This window comes from Pseudomonas sp. NFPP25, from assembly GCF_900116505.1.
Classification (GTDB): Bacteria; Pseudomonadota; Gammaproteobacteria; order Pseudomonadales; family Pseudomonadaceae; genus Aquipseudomonas; species Aquipseudomonas protegens.
Genome location: NZ_FPBG01000004.1, coordinates 259810 through 275545 on the forward strand (window position 1 = coordinate 259810; position 15736 = coordinate 275545).

Genomic DNA, 15736 nt, shown 5'->3' on the forward strand with positions numbered 1-15736 from the left:
GTAGCGGCTGACAGGGCAATTGCCTAGGGGCGAGTGGCTGTCAGCGCTGGTCGGTCAGGCTCTGGGTGCGGTTTTTCTTCACTTGGGCCGGAACGAAATGGCAGGTGAAGGTGCTGCCGTGGCCCAGCACGCTGCTGATCTCCAGGCGCGCACGGTGGCGCAGCAGCACATGCTTGACGATGGCCAGGCCCAGGCCGGTGCCGCCGGTGTTGGAGTTGCGGCTCGAATCCACCCGGTAGAAGCGCTCGGTGAGGCGCGGCAGGTGCTTGTTGTCGATGCCGATCCCCGAGTCCTGCACGCTCAGGTGCGCGCCCTGTTCGTCGCCCCACCAGCGAATGCGAATATTGCCTTCGGCCGGGGTGTATTTCACCGCGTTGAACACCAGGTTGGAGAAGGCGCTGCGCAGCTCGGCTTCGCTGCCCTTGAGTTGCACCGACGCGTCGGCTTCCAGGGTGATGCGCTGGTTGCGCTCCCCGGACAGCGCCTGGGCGTCGCTCTTGATCGATTGCAGCAGCACGTCGATGGGCACCGGCTGGTTGTCCGACGGGTAGTCCGTGGCCTCCAGCTTGGCCAGCAACAGCAGGTCGTTGAGCAGGGTCTGCATGCGCCCGCCTTGCTGCTGCATCTGCTGCAGGGCGCGGCTCCAGCGCGGGTTCACTTCCTCGACGTTGTCCAGCAGGGTCTCCAGGTAGCCGCAGATCACCGTCAGCGGCGTGCGCAGCTCGTGGGAGACGTTGGCGATGAAGTCCTTGCGCATCTGTTCCAGCTGGTGGATGCGGGTCACGTCGCGCACCAGCATCAGGTGCTCGTTGTTGCCGTAGCGGGTGATGTAGAGCTGGATGCGTACCCGGTCGTTGGCCGGGGAGGGGATTTCCAGCGGCTCGGCGTAGCTGTCCTGCTCGAAGTATTCCTTGAAGCGCGGATGGCGCACCAGGTTGGTCACCGGTTGGCCGCTGTCCTGGGGCGTCTTGAGCCCCAGCAGGGTCTCGGCGGCGCGGTTCCACCATTCCAGGTTGCCGTCGCTGTCGAGCATGATCACCGCGTCCTTAAGGGCCGCGGTGGACTCCTGGACCCGGTCGATCACCGCCTGCAGGCGCCCGCGTACCCGCTGATCGCGGCGTTGCAGGTGGTAAATGCTGTCGAACACCTCGCCCCACAGGCCATAACCGTCGGGGGGCGCTTCGTCGGGTTGATGCAGGCGCAGCCATTCGTGCAGGCGCAGCAACTGCTTGAGGGTCCAGGCCAGGTAGATGCCCAGGCCGGCGGCCAGGCTCCAGCCGTAGTAGCCGCTGATCAGGCCCACCAGCAGGCAGCCGGTGATCAACAGCAACATGTGGCGAATCAGGGTGCCATGCCAGTTTTGATTCACTTGAAACACGTCCGTGGAGGGTGGCGCAGCTCCAAGCTGCAAGTGTTGAAGCGGTCACTCATCGGCGTGCCGCTTGTCGCTTGCCGCTGCCGTCAGGCCTTGGTGGAAAAACGATAGCCGGTGCCGCGCACGGTTTGTACCAGATTCTCGTAGGCATCGCCCAGGGCCTTGCGCAGCCGGCGGATATGCACGTCCACGGTGCGTTCCTCGACGTACACATTGCCGCCCCAGACCTGGTCCAGCAGCTGGCCACGGGTGTAGGCACGCTCCTGGTGGGTCATGAAGAACTGCAGCAGGCGGTATTCGGTAGGGCCCATTTCCGCGGGCTTGCCGTCGATGGTCACCCGGTGGCTGATGGGGTCCAGCAGCAGGCCGCCGACTTCGATTGGTGCTTCGCCATCGGTAGGGCCGGCACGGCGCAGCACGGCCTTGAGGCGGGCCACCAGTTCGCGGGGGGAGAACGGCTTGGTGATGTAGTCGTCGGCGCCGACTTCCAGGCCCTGGATCTTGTTGTCCTCTTCACCCTTGGCGGTGAGCATGATGATCGGGATGTCCCCGGTCAGCTCGTCGCGCTTGAGGCGCCGCGCCAGCTCGATGCCGGAGGTGCCGGGCAGCATCCAGTCCAGCAGGATCAGGTCCGGCTTGCGGTCGACGATGATGGCATGGGCCTGCTGAGAGTTCTCTGCCTCCATGCAGTCATAGCCGGCCATTTCCAACGCAACGGCGATCATTTCGCGAATAGGCGCTTCGTCGTCAACGATCAGAATGCTTCTGCCAACCATGCTTGAACCTCTTGTCATTTAACTGTCTTGCGCCGCATTAGATAACGGAATTATTGCAGTCGTGTGACAGTATTTCAGGTCGCGGGGCGGGGTGCTGCTTCGTGGACTAAGCTTTGAGTCCGATTCCTGACAACCACAAAAGAAGGTTTCCATGACTCTGTTCAAGCAATCGTTGAAAGTCCTGCTGGTAGGCGCTGTCCTGGCCCTGCCGACATTCGCCATGGCCGCCGACCCGGCAATGAGCAAGGACGGCGTGCTGGTGGACCACAAGGGCATGACCCTCTACACCTTTGCCAAGGATGCCGACGGCAAGTCCATGTGCAATGACAAATGCGCTGCCAACTGGCCGCCGCTGATGGCCGAGGGCAGTGACAAGGCCATGGGCAAGTGGACGGTGATCAAGCGTGACGACGGCAAGATGCAGTGGGCCTACGACGGCAAGCCGCTGTACGGCTTCGTGATGGACAAGAAGGCCGGTGACATGACCGGCGAAGGCAAGATGGACGGCGCCTGGAAGGTCGCGAAATCCGACTGACCTCCCGCCGCCCTCCGGGCCATTGGCAGCTTGCGGCAGCGGCTACACCGATCTCTGTAGCCGCTGCCGAGCCCTGGCAAAGCTGCGAAAAGGCCCATAGGGCCTTGCTTGACGGTCTAGCGCAACGTGTAATCCAGCACCACCCCGACAAAGATCGCCAGGCCCGCCCAGTGGTTATGCAGGAAGGCCTTGAAGCACTTCATCCGGTCGCGATCCCGGGTGTACCAGAACTCCCAGGCGAAACACGCCGCCGCCACCGCCAGCCCCAGGTGGAACCAGCCCCCCAGATTGAACCGTGCCCCGGCCAGCAGCAGGCAGCCCAGGGACAAGCCCTGCAGGGTGAGAATGATCACCCGGTCGGCATCGCCGAACAGGATCGCCGTGGACTTGACCCCGATTTTCAAGTCATCGTCACGATCGGTCATGGCGTAGTAAGTGTCGTAGCCCACGGTCCACAGCAGGTTGGCGATGTACAGCAGCCACGCGGTGGCCGGCAGTTCGCCGTTCTGCGCGGTGAAGGTCATCAGGATGCCCCAGGAATACGCCGCTCCCAGTACCACCTGCGGGTAATAGGTGTAGCGCTTCATGAAGGGGTAGCAGGCGGCCAGGGCCAGGGCGCCGAACGACAGCCAGACCGTGGTGGCGTTGGTGCACAGCACCAGCAGGAAGGCGGCGCCCATCAGCACCGCGAACAGTATCAGGGCCTCCTTGGCGCTGACTTTGCCGGTGGCCAGGGGCCGCTGGTCGGTGCGCTTGACCTGGCCGTCCACCTTGCGGTCGGCGAAGTCGTTGATGGCGCAGCCGCCGGCGCGGGTCAGCACCACCCCGAAGGTGAAGATCAGCACATGGCTCAGGGACGGCTGGCCCTCGGCGGCGATCCACAGCGCCACCAGGGTTGGCCATAGCAGCAGATAGATGCCGATGGGCTTGTCCATGCGCGCCAGTTGCAGGAAGTCCCAGGCCCGCGGGTGCAGGCGATTGAGGGATTTGAGCAGGCTCAGGTACATCAGCAGGCCTCCGGTCGGGCGTCTATGGCGGTCCACAGGCTGGGCAGGAAGATTTCCGCCACCAGCAGGCTCAGGGGGCCGCGGTCAAAGCGTGAGCGACGGCCCCACAGGCCGTTGTCGGCAACGGCAGCGGGCAGCCAGTGCCGGGGGTAGCGGCAGACTTCGATGGGCTGGCGGGTAAAGGCCTGGTCGCAGAACAGCAACTCGCCCAGGGAGCGGCTGCCCAGTTCGTCGATATTCAGGCCGCCTTCGAGCAGGGCGCTGCGGGCGGCGACGCTACGGGCGAACACCCAGGCCTGGCCGTGCCCGCGCAAGTACACCTCGCGCACCCAGCCTTCGCTCTGTTCGGGCAGGCCCAGGGCGGCGCATTCGTCGTTGCGCAGGGTTTGCCACTCTTGCACCAGCGGGGTGACGCTGAAGGCGTTGTGGGACAGCCGGGTCAGGCGCCGGGTCAGCGACCCTTCATCGAACAGCCAGTTGGCAACGGCTGTGCCGGGGAAGGGGGACAAACGGCTTTGCACCAGCCAGATGGGGGCCGGGGCGGGGGGCATTGAGTGCGGCACAGTGGGTCAGTATTGGCAGCAAATGAGGCGGCGAGCTTAGCATGGCGATCGCCGGTTTTGATTGATCCAGGACGCCCGGCGGCACGAACGTGCTTGCATCTGCCGGTAGTGATCAGTAAAAAACCCCAGTGCCGGACGCTGATCAGCGTGGCCTTCTAGAGTCGATCCATCGACCGACCCACCGGCGAAGCCTGAACCCTTGAGGAAATGCATCAATGAAAAAGTGGCAATGTGTGGTCTGCGGCCTGATTTACAACGAAGCGGAAGGCTGGCCGGACGACGGTATTTTGCCGGGTACCCGTTGGGAAGATGTGCCCGCGGACTGGCTCTGCCCGGACTGCGGCGTGGGCAAGATGGATTTCGAAATGATCGAGATCGCTTGATCGACTTTTGTGGCTTGAACAACCAATAACAAGGAGCAGGGAATGAGCGCACCGGTAGTGATCGTGGGGACGGGCCTGGCGGGTTACAACCTGGCCCGGGAGTTTCGCAAGCTCGACAGCGAGACGCCGCTGCTGTTGATCACTGCCGACGATGGCCGTTCCTACTCCAAGCCGATGCTGTCCACCGGCTTCGGCAAGAACAAGGACGCCGACGGCCTGAGCATGGCCGAGCCCGGCGCCATGGCCGAGCAGCTCAAGGCCGAGGTCCGCACCCACACCCGTATCAGCGGCATCGACCCGGGCCACAAGCGCCTGTGGATCGGCGAGGAAGCGGTGGCCTATCGCGACCTGATCCTGGCCTGGGGCGCGGAAACCGTGCGGGTGCCGGTGCAGGGCGACGCATCCGAACTGATTTTCCCCATCAATGACCTGGAAGACTACGCGCGCTTTCGCAGCGCCGCGGCCGGCAAGCGTCGGGTGCTGCTGCTGGGCGCCGGGCTGATCGGCTGCGAGTTCGCCAATGACCTGATCCTCGGCGGCTACAGCGTGGACCTGGTGGCACCTTGCGAGCAGGTGATGCCGACCCTGCTGCACCCGGCCGCAGCGGCGGCGGTCCAGGCCGGGCTGGAGAGTCTGGGCGCACGCTTCCACCTGGGCCCGGTGCTCAACCGCCTGCAGCGCAGCGCCGACGGTCTGGAAGCCCACCTGTCCGATGGCCAGGTGATCGCCTGCGACCTGGTGGTCTCGGCCATCGGCCTGCGCCCGCGCATCGACCTGGCGGCTGCCGCCGGGCTGGTGGTCAATCGCGGAGTGGTGGTGGACCGCGAGCTGAAAACCTCCCACGCCAATATCTACGCCCTGGGCGATTGCGCCGAGGTCGACGGTCTCAACCTGCTGTACGTGATGCCGCTGATGAGCTGCGCCCGGGCGCTGGCGCAGACCCTGGCGGGCAAGCCGACGGCGGTCAGCTACGGGCCGATGCCGATCACCGTCAAGACTCCGGTCTGCCCCCTGGTGGTGTCGCCGCCGCCCCGTGGCGCCGAAGGCGTATGGACTGCAGAAGGGCAGGGGGCCGACATCAAGGTCCTGTGCCGCAACGCCGAAGGCCAGTTGCTGGGCTACGCCCTGACCGGGGCCGCGGTGATGGAAAAACTGGCCCTGAACAAGGAACTTCCTGCGTTGCTGGCTTAAATACCGGTCGTTCTGTCGGAATAACCCGGTTCTTGCCCTCACAAAGGTCGCGGGGAGACTGGCGCCACTCTCAAGCGCGTGCCATCCTCACACCCGTCTGCCGCAGCGTAGAGCCTGCGGCGCCTTGGGCGCTGTTCCCGTGAACAGCACGGACATAACAACAAAAAACCGTCAAAGAGGCTTCACACTATGCGTAAACCAGAACTCGCCGCAGCCATTGCTGAAAAAGCGGACCTGACCAAAGAGCAGGCCAATCGCGTGCTCAACGCCATTCTTGAAGAGATCACCGGGGCTCTGCACCGCAAAGACAGCGTCACCCTGGTTGGTTTTGGCACCTTCCTGCAACGCCACCGTGGCGCCCGCACCGGCAAGAACCCGCAGACCGGCGAGCCGGTAAAGATCAAGGCCAGCAACACCGTGGCATTCAAACCGGGCAAGTCGCTGAAAGACAGCGTCAACCCATAAGCATTGAGCGGGCTCCCGGCAGCGGGAGCACGCAGGGGAAATAGGCACGCCGAGCGCATCGGGTGCCTATTTTTTTGCCTGCCGTTTGCCCGCAGATGTTCTTGCGAAGCCGCTTTGGCGTGGCTAGGATGCGCGATCGTTCGATTTTTGATCTAAGGCCAAGGATGACCCGCCCCACTGACAGCCCCCTTTCATGGGCCGCCCTGCTGCACGGCCTGGCAAGCCCCGGTTTAGTTGCCTTGATCGTGGGCTGCCTGTTCAGCCTTGGCCTGTCATCGGCCGCTGCCGGCAACGACTCGCGACTGGAGCAGATCGGCTATCGCGAGGCCCTCAGCTGGTTCCACAGCCAGAAATACGACAGTTCCGGCGCCTGGCTCTGCGGCTATTCCCTGGCCCGCGAGGACTACAGCGTAGCGCCCAAGGCTCCGCGCCTGCTGGTGGAAGTGGACCAGCGCTTTCTTTACCTCAAGACCGCCGGCCAGTTGGTGGAACTCACCGGCGCCGCCCAGGGCCTGGAACGCAGCGAGTACCAGAACACCGGCGCTCATATCCGGGTCACCCTGAACATCCTCAAGCGCAACAATTTCAGCGAGTACCAGGAGTCTCACGACCGCCAGGTGCTGGCGCGCATCGAGATGAACGACCAGGTCGAAACCCTCACCCTCAAGGGGCAATCATGCGGTACCTGAACCTGGCAGGCCTGGGCCTGCTGATCGCCTGCGCGGCCACGCCCGCCCTGGCGGATGAATCGAACCCGGGCAAGGGTTGCTACGGCTACCTCACCGAACTGGTGCGCAGCAGCGATTTTCCCTACCGCGACTTCACCACCCCGGAGCACCTCAAGCTGCTGATCGACCGCGACGATGGCGACCAGCTGAGCCTGCAGCTGTTCTACGAAACCTCCGGCAGCGGGACCATCGGCTGGGTCCGCTACGACGTGCCGCAGCAGGCCCTGTGGAACGTCAGCATCGACCCCGAAGAACCCCAGGCCCTCAAGTTCGATCAAGGCTTCGCCCGTGCCTACGCGTCCTGCCTGGAAGCGCGTTGAGGGGCCACGGCCGCTGCGCAGAGTTGCCGAGTGGTTCCTTGATTGTTGCCGGCCGTTGCCTGAATATTTGCCACTCTCCGAATCACCCTTTCAGCATGGAACGCCAAACTCTTGTCCACCTACCGCATTCAAGAAGCCGATCTCGATATTCCTGACGCCTGGCAGGACCAGAGCATCAATATCTTCAAGCTGCCAGCCGTTGGCGGTGCCCAGGAAGCCAGCTTCGTCATCAGCCGCGACCCGAGCCAGGGCGACGCCGCCTTTGCCGATTATGTCGCCGCGCAGCTGAATGCTGCGGAGCAGCAACTGCCAGGTTTCAACCTGATCAAGCGCTGGGACTTCGACATGCAAGGCCATGCCGCCGTGCTGCTGGACTACAGCTGGAAACGCGAAGGGCGCGAGCTGATGCTGCGCCAGGTCTTCATCGAGCGTAAGCCGGCCGTGCTGATCACCACCCTGACCACCACGGTCAACGACCTGGTGCATCATGAGCCGGCCTGGAAACAGGCCATGCAGAGCCTCAAGCCGCAGCCTTCGAAAGCCTGATCGGTCAACCTGCCCTGAGGCGCATTGCCCGGTAGCCGAACTCTAGGAACCGCATGAAGTTCAACGATCTGTTCGTCAGTCGCGAGGAGATGTTCTCGATGGGCATCGAGGAATCCACCGGCCAGTACTACCTGACCTTTCCGGTGAGCCTTGGGGTGGTCGACTACGAGGAGTACTACGCCATCGAGCGCGCGACCTTCGAACAGTTCGAACAGGATCTGCAGGCCGCGCTGGCGTTCGTCAGCCGCGCCAGAAAGCGCGAGCTGGACGCGTTGCTGATCATCAGGCCGGGCAAGAATCGCGGCTCGGCGATTTGACCCGGCCTCCAACAGGCGCTCAGTTTAGTGCTGCCAGTAGTTGCTTGTTGAACGACTCTTTCAGGTCCTGATGACCGGTGTAGCCCAGGGTCTGCTCGCTCATGATCTTCGCTAGCGTTTCGTCGTCCGGTTTGATTTTGTTGGTTTTCAAGGCGATGAAAATCAGTGGGACCGGATAGGAGTAATACTTTGGCCTGTCTATGACATCGCTCACCAGCGCGGGGCTGACGTTGAAGAGGTTGAACAGAATAGGCAGGTGAACATCCTGGAGCTGGCGCAGAATCACCTGGCAGGTATTTTCAATACCTTGCTCTGTCACGGGCAGTAGCGGGCAGGCAGCTTTTTCACTGACCGTCGACAAGCTGTAGATAAATTTCGGATTGGCCAGGTTGGACGGGTAGGGCGGGTTTATCTGGTCGATCTCGGCCTGCAGGGCCGGGTGTTCGACGAAGATGAGGATTTCGTAGGCGCGGGTGTTGGCCAGGTATTCGAAATGCAGGGTCGCCACGGCGCCCGATTCTTTCTGTGCAACCACCACTTTGTTCTTGGTGACTTTTACTCCGGGGTAACCCGAGAGCTCGCTCTTCAAAAAAAGCTGGAGTGCCTTTTCAAAGTTGCTGCGCAATTCCTTGGTGTCTGCTTTCATTTCTCGATTACTCGTTCAATAGCGAAGAAGCCAGAAGGTGGCCGAATGCTGTGCGCCATTGCCACCGAACTGGGTACCTCTGGCGGTTTTGGTCGCAACTTCGAACTGGCCTTGGGTAGCGCCCGACGGTTTGATCAGGCCACCGCCCAGGCCACCGTTCGTATTGGCCGGATTGCTCATGTCGAACATTCCCGATCCCTGTTGGTTCTTGGTCAGTTTGCCGCTGCCATTTTTGACTTCGAACACGTGGTAGTTGCCGGCTTTGTCCTTGGCGATGATATCTGCCCTGATGCGATAGGACTTCTGGGTGACAGGGTGTTTGACCTTCATGGTCAATTCTTCACCTACCACAGTGAAACCGTTCCTCTCGAGGTCAGCTTTGGCTTTTGTAGTGCCCCTTCTACCGCTGTAGGCCGATTTGCAGATCCAGCCCAGCGGATCGATCCAACCGATTGGGTTGGGAGCGTACTGATAAAGGTTCAAGCCTCCGGCCAGGCCGATGGGGTCCGGCGTGGTGAAGCGCCCGATATCCGGGTCGTAGAAACGGAACGTGTTGAAGTGCAATCCAGTCTCGCGGTCCAGGTACTGGCCCTGGAACCTGAGATTCTGTTCCTCGATGTAGTAGGGCTCGCGTATTTCTTCGACAGTATTGCCCCAGACCTGATAGCGGGCCTGCCAGACGCTATGGCCGTCAGGCTCGCAAAGCTGTTGAGGCAGGCCATTCAGGTCGTTGTGGTAGTAGCGGATCTTCTGCTGCGCGCCGAGGCCGTCGACCCGCGCCAGGGGCGCATGTCCCAGGTCTTCATAGACATAGAGGCTGGTCTGTTGATTACGCTGTTCCTGCAGCAGCCGCAGGCCATCCCAGACGAATCGCGTTTCACCCAGAAGGTTGCCCTGGCTGTCGTACTCGCTCTTGCTGATGCGGCGACCCAAGACGTCGTAGCGCATCCTGACCAGGGTTTCGCCGCTGGAGGTCTGATTGCGCACTTCGATCAACCGGTGTTCGGCGTCGTAGGCAAAACGTTGCACGCCTCGCCGACCACTGCGTTTTTCAATCATTCGCCCGAAGGCATCGTAGCGGTAGCGCTTGTCCTGGTAGGTCAGCAATTTGTTGTGCACCACCAGCCCGGCGCCCGCCTTCGGGCCATCAAGCAAATTGGCGGCGGCGTCATAGGCGAAGGTTTCTTTCTGGCCCTGCAGGCCGTCCTGGCTGGCAATGATTCGCCCGGTCGCGTCGTAATGGAACAGTTGCCGATGTTGCCCGGTGGCATGTCGTTCGGCCAGGCCCACCAGATTATCGCTATCGTCGTACTCCAGGTGTCGCTCCGGGGCTGTTGGCAAGGTGTTTGCCAGCAGGCTGGAATGCTGCAGGCGTGCGCGCAGGCGGCCACAACGGTCGTATTCGCTGCGAGTGCTGATCTGACCCTGGGTGCGCAGCACCTCACGGTGCAGGCGGTCACGTTGAAAGTCGCTGACTACCTGGCCATCGAGATTGATCTGGTGCAGATGGCCGCTGCCGTAATAGAGCCGGTTGAGCCAACGCTTGTCCGGTAGCTGGGTCTGAGTCAAATTGCCCAGTTCGTCGTATCGATGGATCAGGCTGCCGGCCACGGTGTGTTCTTCGAGTAATTGGCCCAGGGCGTCGTAGCTGAAACTCAGTGCCTGCTGGTTGCCGAGGTTGTCGGTAAAGCTGGCGGCGGTCAGTTGGTTCAAGGGGTCGTAGGTGTATTGGCTGCGGCCATCGTCTGTGATTTTGGCCAGCAGCCGCCCCACGGCATCGCGCTCGAACCGGTGGATGATCGGCGCGATAGGTTGCACGGGCACGGCACTCAGCCCGGTGCCATAAGGGGCGGGGTGGGACTGGAGTTCGACGACGTTGTTCAGCAGGTCATAGCCATAGCGTTTGGCACTGCCGTCGAGGTCCTGCTGTTCGCTCAAGCGGTTGCCGGCGTCCCACGCAAAGCGATAGCTTTCGCCGTTCTCGTTGGTGAGCGCCAGCAGCCGTCCGTACGCGTCATAGTCGAACCGGACCTGTCGGCCGTGAGCGTCGATGCGCTGGCGTATCTGCCCGCGCCGGTTGTACTGGTAGAGCGTGGTGTAGCCGGAAGGGTCGGTGTAGCCCTGTAGCTGGCCGTTGCTGCTGCGTTGAAAATGCTCGGCGCGCCCATCGGCCAGTTGGCTGCTCAGCAACCGTCCCTGGCAGTCGTAATGGAACCGGGTGTGCTCGCCAAGGGCATCGATGATTGCTTTCACGTTGCCGCGTCGATCGTATTCGAAGCGGGTTGGATAGCCCGAGCAGTCCAGGTGTTCAAGCAGTTGCCCGGACGAGTTCCAGCGCATCTTCCGGCTTCTTCCCGCGGCATCGATGATCTCTACCACCTGGCCGTGTGCGTCATGGCGGTACTGGGTCACCTGGCCCAGCGGGTCTACTTCGGCGATACAGTTGCCCCGGGGATCGTAGCGCAGGTGCCAGCTTTCTCCGGCGGGATCGGTCAGGGTCTGTGGCAGCGACCAGTGCTCCAGCCACAAGGTCGAATGGCTGTGCCCCAGAGGATCGGTCTCGGCTATCAGGTTGCCGGTTTCGTCGTAGCTGTAGGCATAGCGTCCTCCCAAGGGGTCGGTGGCGCTGAGCAGTTGGCGCTCATCGTTCCACTCGAAGGCCCATGTCTGGTTGAGGTTGTCGGTGTACTCGACGATCTGTAACTGGCTGTTCCAGCGGCGGCGGCTGAGGCGTTGCAGGCTGTCGGTGACCTGGGTGATTCCCGCCTCCAGATCATAGTCGTACTGATAGCTATCGCCTTCGTCGGTCCAGTGACGGGTCACTCGCCACTGCTGGTCGGCAAATTGTGTCCATTGATAGAAGCAGCGCAGCCCGGTGGCCAATTGATGTTCGGTCATCCGGTGGCCGGCGTCATAAGCGAAGCGACGCTGTACCTGGCCTTCGCTATCGCGCACCTGTGCCAGGTCTCCTGCCGCATCGTAGTCGTAGCTGACCAGCACTTCCCGTTGCTGGTCGGGGTACAGCCGTTCGACCTGGGCAATCCGACCGGGCCAGAGCGTGCTGTAGCTCAGTTCGAGCTGCGCCTGTTCAAAGGTGTCACGCAGCAGCCAGAGGCGTCCGGACGAGTCGTACTCCAGGTGCAGACGGTTGTCGTTGCGGTCCCCCAGCTGGCTCAGGCGCAGCCGCGAGGAGTCGCCCGGCAGCGGCTCGAACAGACGGTAGATACCGTCGCCGCTTTCGATCAGCAACTGTCCGTTCTCGTTGCGTCGCACGCTCAAGCCTTCACCGGGGCTGAAGGCTCCTGCACCCAGGGCAATGGAGCCCATGTCGATGCGGCGTCCTTGCTCATCAATGTAGAGCAGGCGCTCGCCACCTTCGGGGTGGGGCTCGATCTGGACGCTGATCTCGTAAGGCAAGCTCCAGCCGGCCCCGAGCAGGCCGTCACGACGTTCGTCGCGGCTGTTGTAGAAGCGTTGCCATTCGATGGGCATCAGCCCGGGCAGGGTGAAATCCAGATCGTCGTCGGCTCCGAGCACCTTGGCCCCGGTGGCTGCATGCACCGGGTGGGTCGAGGCGACGACGGCCTGGGTCAAAGCATTGGTGGCCTGGCTGACGACAAAGGAATTGACCCCCGCCATCAGCATGCACGGCAGGTTGCTGAGGAACTTGCCCTTGCCGCCCTTGAGCATCATCAGCACGGTCACCGCCAGGCCCACCCCCGGGGTCTTGCCGCTACGGATCTCGCGCACCACCACCGAGCCACCGCCGATGGTCACGTTCGGGGAGATAGGCCCGGCCGACACTACCTTGGCATCGCAGGTGCTGCGGTCGCCGCTGCGTACTGCCGGCTGGCCGTCGATGCTGACCTTTTCCGAGCCTTCAGCCAGATACTGCACCGGCATCGGCGGGTGCTTGGTGCAGGTCACCAGGTCCAGTTCCTTGGTCTGGGAGCCTGGCGCCGGGGAGGCCACGGTGGGCCGCCACATCTGCGAGAAAAACTCCTTGGCCATGTCGAGGAAACCGGGCCCTTCCTCGGGCGTTGCCGACGGGGTGTCGGTGGCTTCGCCTTCTTCGGCGCCGTCGCCGCTGATCTGTGTCGGCGGTGCGATGCCGGCCGCGCGGGCCGCCGGCTTGTTGTTGGTCAGGACCTTTTTCGAGCCGCTGGCGATGGTGGCCTGGATCGAGGGCGGGAACAGGGCGTTGGCGATGCCCTCGCATAAATTGCTCAGGCCCTTGTCGGCTCCGGTCTTGCTCATGACCACACCGACGACGACGCCCACCACCAGCCCCAGCACACAGGCGCCGAGGCCGCCGGTGGCCACGGTGATGCCTGCCGCCGCGGCTACTGCCATGGTCGCCAGGGCGCCGATGGCAACGTTGGCCGCCACCTCCAGCACGCCGCCGAGAATGTCGGCCATCATCGAGGTGTGTTCCAGCCCGTCGCCCAGGCGGGCGGCCCACAGTGCGTCAGACATGGCCCTGCCTCAGCCCAGCACCAGGGTGTTCTTGATCTGCGCCCAATGGGCGGCTTCCGCGTCGCCGAGCTTCTGTGCCTTGACGTAGCTCATGGCGAGCATCTGTCGGGTGCCGGGCAGCACCAGGGCCAGCTGGAACTGGAACACCTGTTCTTTGCCCTTGTTGAACTGGCTGCGCAGCTCCAGGCCCTGGATGTCCTGGGCCGGGCCCAGCTGCACCGGTTGCGGAGCCTGGCAGCGCAGGTCCTGGACTTGCTGCTCCAGCCGCTGCAGCTGGCTGGCCAGGTTGCTCTCCAGGGTTTCGCCTTCCCCCAGCAGGCTGCGGCTGACGATCAGCGAAGTGCCCAGGGCCGGGAACTTGAGGATGTTGATCGAGGCGTCCTGCAGTTCGCCGGCAGGCAGCTGGAACTGCAATTCATTGAGGCGATAGGTCATGGCATGGGCATCCGTTCATTAGCCTTTGGGGGCGGAAAAGGGGGCTTTGGCCTTGGCGCTGATGGCGCCCTGCACACCCTGGCCCTCGGTGGTGGTGCCCGGGCCGCCGCCGTTGTTCAGGTGCAGCACGCCACCGGTATTGATCTGGGCATCGGCCGAGGCATGCACGCTGATGTTGACCCCGCACAGGTTGATCTGGCCGCTGGCGTTGAGCTCCAGGATGCTGGCCCCGCATACCAGGCGCAGGCGCTCGCCGACCTCGATCACATAGCTCTGGCCGACGCTGTCGAGCTTCTTCTCGCCCACCGTCAGCTCATCCACGTGCTGGACGATGCGCGTGCGCTTGTTGCCGATGGTCACGTACTCGTCGTGGCCGATGCTCTTGTTGCGGTTGTTGCCCACCGAATGGCTTTCGTTGACCTCGACCACGATGTCCTGGTTGCGCTCGGCGTGGATGTACAGCTGCTCCGCACCCTTTTTGTCTTCCATGCGGATTTCATTGAAGTTGGCCGGGCTGCCGCCCTTGCTCGAACGGCTCTTCATGCCGCTCTGGGTGGCGTTGGCGGGCAGGTCGTAGGGCACGGTCTGTTCGGCGTTGTAGACCCGGCCGGTGATGATCGGGCGATCGGGATCGCCTTCCAAGAAGCTGACGATGACTTCCTGGCCGATGCGCGGGATCTGCATCGAGCCCCAGTTCTTCCCGGCCCAGGCCTGGGACACGCGAATCCAGCACGAGCTGTTTTCGTTGGACTGGTCGTGGCGGTCCCAGTGGAAGTGCACCTTGACCCGGCCGTACTGGTCGGTCCAGATCTCTTCCCCGGCCGGGCCCACCACTCGCGCGGTCTGCGGGCCCTGGACCATGGGCTTGTGGGTGGTGGCCAGGGGGCGGAAGCTCTGCTGGGCGTCGATGCAGGTCAGGTGGCTCTCGAACTGCGCCGAACCGCCGCCAGCGCCGCTCTCCAGGCTTTCCTGGACCAGGTAGTAGCGGATGCTGACGATCAGGTATTCGCGGTTCTGGTCCTGGCGGCTGAAGCCGGTGAGGCTGAACAGGTTGCCCACCCCCAACCCCCGGGCGTTGCCGCTGAGCTCGATGCGCTCATGCAGGCTTTGCAGGGCCTCGATGCGGGTCTGGGCATAGTGCTCGCCGTCGCTGCTCTGCACGTAGGTGCCGGGGTAGTCGTAGAGCGGGTAGTCGCCGGCGCTGTGGGGCCGCGGCATGGCCGAGCGCACGTCGATCCGGGCGCTGGGGCGCTGGAAATCATAGTCGTTGAGCTCCAGCGAGCCGGGCTGCACCTCCTGGGCCAGGTGCCAGTCGAACATGTGGTCGCGCTCGCGCTGCTGCTCGTCTCGCGGGTAGTAGGGCACCGAGGCGTAGCCGGGCACGCTGCTGTGAGCGCCATAGGCGTCGGCCAGCACCACCACGTGGCGGTCCTTCTCGTGGCGGAAGAAGTAGTAGATACCTTCCTGTTCCATCAGCCGGCTGACGAAATCGAAGCTGGTCTCGCGGTACTGCACGCAGTACTCCCACTCCCGGTAGGGGCGGCTCAGGGCGTCTTCGAAATCGGAAAAGCCCAGGTCGCGGAACACCTGCTTGATGATCTGCGGGATGCTCAGGTTCTGGAAGATCCGGCAGTCGGAGGTGCGGCTCAGCAGCCACAGCCAGGGGCGCAGCGTCACCTCGTAGCTGGCGAACTGGCCGGTGTCGATGTTCTGGCTGCAGCGCGCGACGATGCCGTGGAAGTACCGCTGGCCGCCGCCGTCCAGCTGTACGCTGAGGCCCATGGGCTTGCCCAGCAACTGGTTGAGGTCGATGTTGGCGTCACTGGAGGCCAGTTGCAGCTGGTAGTCGAACAGCCGCCCCAGCTCCTCGCCGCCGCCCAGGCTCTTGAGCAGCAGGACGTCCGGGCCCAGGGGGCAGTTGACCTGTGCCAGTCGTGTGGATTGCTGAAATAACATCGTCAGTCTCGTTGAAT

16 protein-coding genes are annotated in these 15736 nt (G+C 63.1%); 8 read left to right on the forward strand and 8 right to left on the reverse strand.

Annotated elements, in window-relative coordinates:
- Positions 1–40: 40 nt before the first annotated feature.
- Together phoR and phoB are read right to left on the reverse strand one after the other, a co-directional pair.
- Positions 41–1333 (reverse strand): phosphate regulon sensor histidine kinase PhoR, encoded by a 1293-nt coding sequence (gene phoR, locus BM382_RS17450; RefSeq protein ID WP_186355251.1) that lies wholly within the window; start codon positions 1331–1333, stop codon positions 41–43.
- 128 nt (positions 1334–1461) lie between these two features.
- Positions 1462–2151 (reverse strand): phosphate regulon transcriptional regulator PhoB, encoded by a 690-nt coding sequence (gene phoB / locus BM382_RS17455; protein ID WP_003177195.1) that lies wholly within the window; start codon positions 2149–2151, stop codon positions 1462–1464.
- A gap of 151 nt (positions 2152–2302) precedes the next feature.
- Here phoB and BM382_RS17460 point away from each other — a divergent pair, with 151 nt between their 5' ends.
- Entirely contained in the window at positions 2303–2686 is a 384-nt protein-coding gene (locus BM382_RS17460) for a COG4315 family predicted lipoprotein (RefSeq protein ID WP_011064274.1), read from the forward strand.
- Positions 2687–2802: 116 nt separating this feature from the next.
- On the opposite strand, the gene ubiA is transcribed toward BM382_RS17460, so the two are convergent.
- The gene (gene ubiA / locus BM382_RS17465; protein WP_072443437.1) at positions 2803–3693 is read right to left on the reverse strand and encodes a 4-hydroxybenzoate octaprenyltransferase; all 891 of its coding nucleotides are present in this window, start codon (positions 3691–3693) and stop codon (positions 2803–2805) included.
- Entirely contained in the window at positions 3693–4256 is a 564-nt protein-coding gene (locus BM382_RS17470; protein ID WP_011064272.1) for a chorismate--pyruvate lyase family protein, read from the reverse strand. The genes ubiA and BM382_RS17470 overlap by 1 nt, the downstream gene beginning before the upstream one ends.
- A gap of 215 nt (positions 4257–4471) precedes the next feature.
- Between BM382_RS17470 and BM382_RS17475 the strand changes: the two genes are divergently transcribed.
- From BM382_RS17475 to BM382_RS17505, 7 genes are all read left to right on the forward strand, one after another.
- Positions 4472–4639 (forward strand): rubredoxin, encoded by a 168-nt coding sequence (locus BM382_RS17475; protein WP_011064271.1) that lies wholly within the window; start codon positions 4472–4474, stop codon positions 4637–4639.
- A gap of 42 nt (positions 4640–4681) precedes the next feature.
- The gene (locus tag BM382_RS17480) at positions 4682–5830 is read left to right on the forward strand and encodes an NAD(P)/FAD-dependent oxidoreductase (protein ID WP_053154601.1); all 1149 of its coding nucleotides are present in this window, start codon (positions 4682–4684) and stop codon (positions 5828–5830) included.
- A gap of 189 nt (positions 5831–6019) precedes the next feature.
- Positions 6020–6295 (forward strand): HU family DNA-binding protein, encoded by a 276-nt coding sequence (locus BM382_RS17485; protein ID WP_011064269.1) that lies wholly within the window; start codon positions 6020–6022, stop codon positions 6293–6295.
- Positions 6296–6459: 164 nt separating this feature from the next.
- On the forward strand, positions 6460–6984 hold the full coding sequence (locus BM382_RS17490; RefSeq protein ID WP_072443439.1) for a hypothetical protein: 525 nt from the start codon (positions 6460–6462) through the stop codon (positions 6982–6984).
- On the forward strand, positions 6972–7343 hold the full coding sequence (locus BM382_RS17495) for a hypothetical protein (RefSeq protein ID WP_015637490.1): 372 nt from the start codon (positions 6972–6974) through the stop codon (positions 7341–7343). Before BM382_RS17490 ends, BM382_RS17495 begins: the two co-directional genes overlap by 13 nt.
- A gap of 111 nt (positions 7344–7454) precedes the next feature.
- A complete protein-coding gene (locus BM382_RS17500; protein WP_011064267.1) occupies positions 7455–7889 on the forward strand; it encodes a DcrB-related protein in 435 nt (144 codons plus the stop codon).
- A gap of 53 nt (positions 7890–7942) precedes the next feature.
- A complete protein-coding gene (locus tag BM382_RS17505; RefSeq protein WP_072443441.1) occupies positions 7943–8206 on the forward strand; it encodes a hypothetical protein in 264 nt (87 codons plus the stop codon).
- A gap of 19 nt (positions 8207–8225) precedes the next feature.
- Here BM382_RS17505 and BM382_RS17510 read toward each other — a convergent pair whose 3' ends face one another.
- Genes BM382_RS17510 through BM382_RS17525 form a run of 4 tightly spaced genes read right to left on the reverse strand, consistent with a single transcriptional unit; the run spans position 8226 to position 15719 of the window.
- Positions 8226–8852, reverse strand: coding sequence for a hypothetical protein (locus BM382_RS17510; RefSeq protein WP_019093145.1), 627 nt, complete (start codon positions 8850–8852; stop codon positions 8226–8228).
- Between the two features lie 15 nt (positions 8853–8867).
- Complete coding sequence (locus BM382_RS17515) at positions 8868–13328, reverse strand: RHS repeat-associated core domain-containing protein (RefSeq protein WP_072443443.1); 4461 nt, start codon at positions 13326–13328, stop codon at positions 8868–8870.
- 9 nt (positions 13329–13337) lie between these two features.
- Positions 13338–13763 (reverse strand): DcrB-related protein, encoded by a 426-nt coding sequence (locus BM382_RS17520; RefSeq protein WP_072443445.1) that lies wholly within the window; start codon positions 13761–13763, stop codon positions 13338–13340.
- 18 nt (positions 13764–13781) lie between these two features.
- Positions 13782–15719, reverse strand: coding sequence for a type VI secretion system Vgr family protein (locus tag BM382_RS17525; protein ID WP_072443447.1), 1938 nt, complete (start codon positions 15717–15719; stop codon positions 13782–13784).
- Positions 15720–15736: the final 17 nt, after the last annotated feature.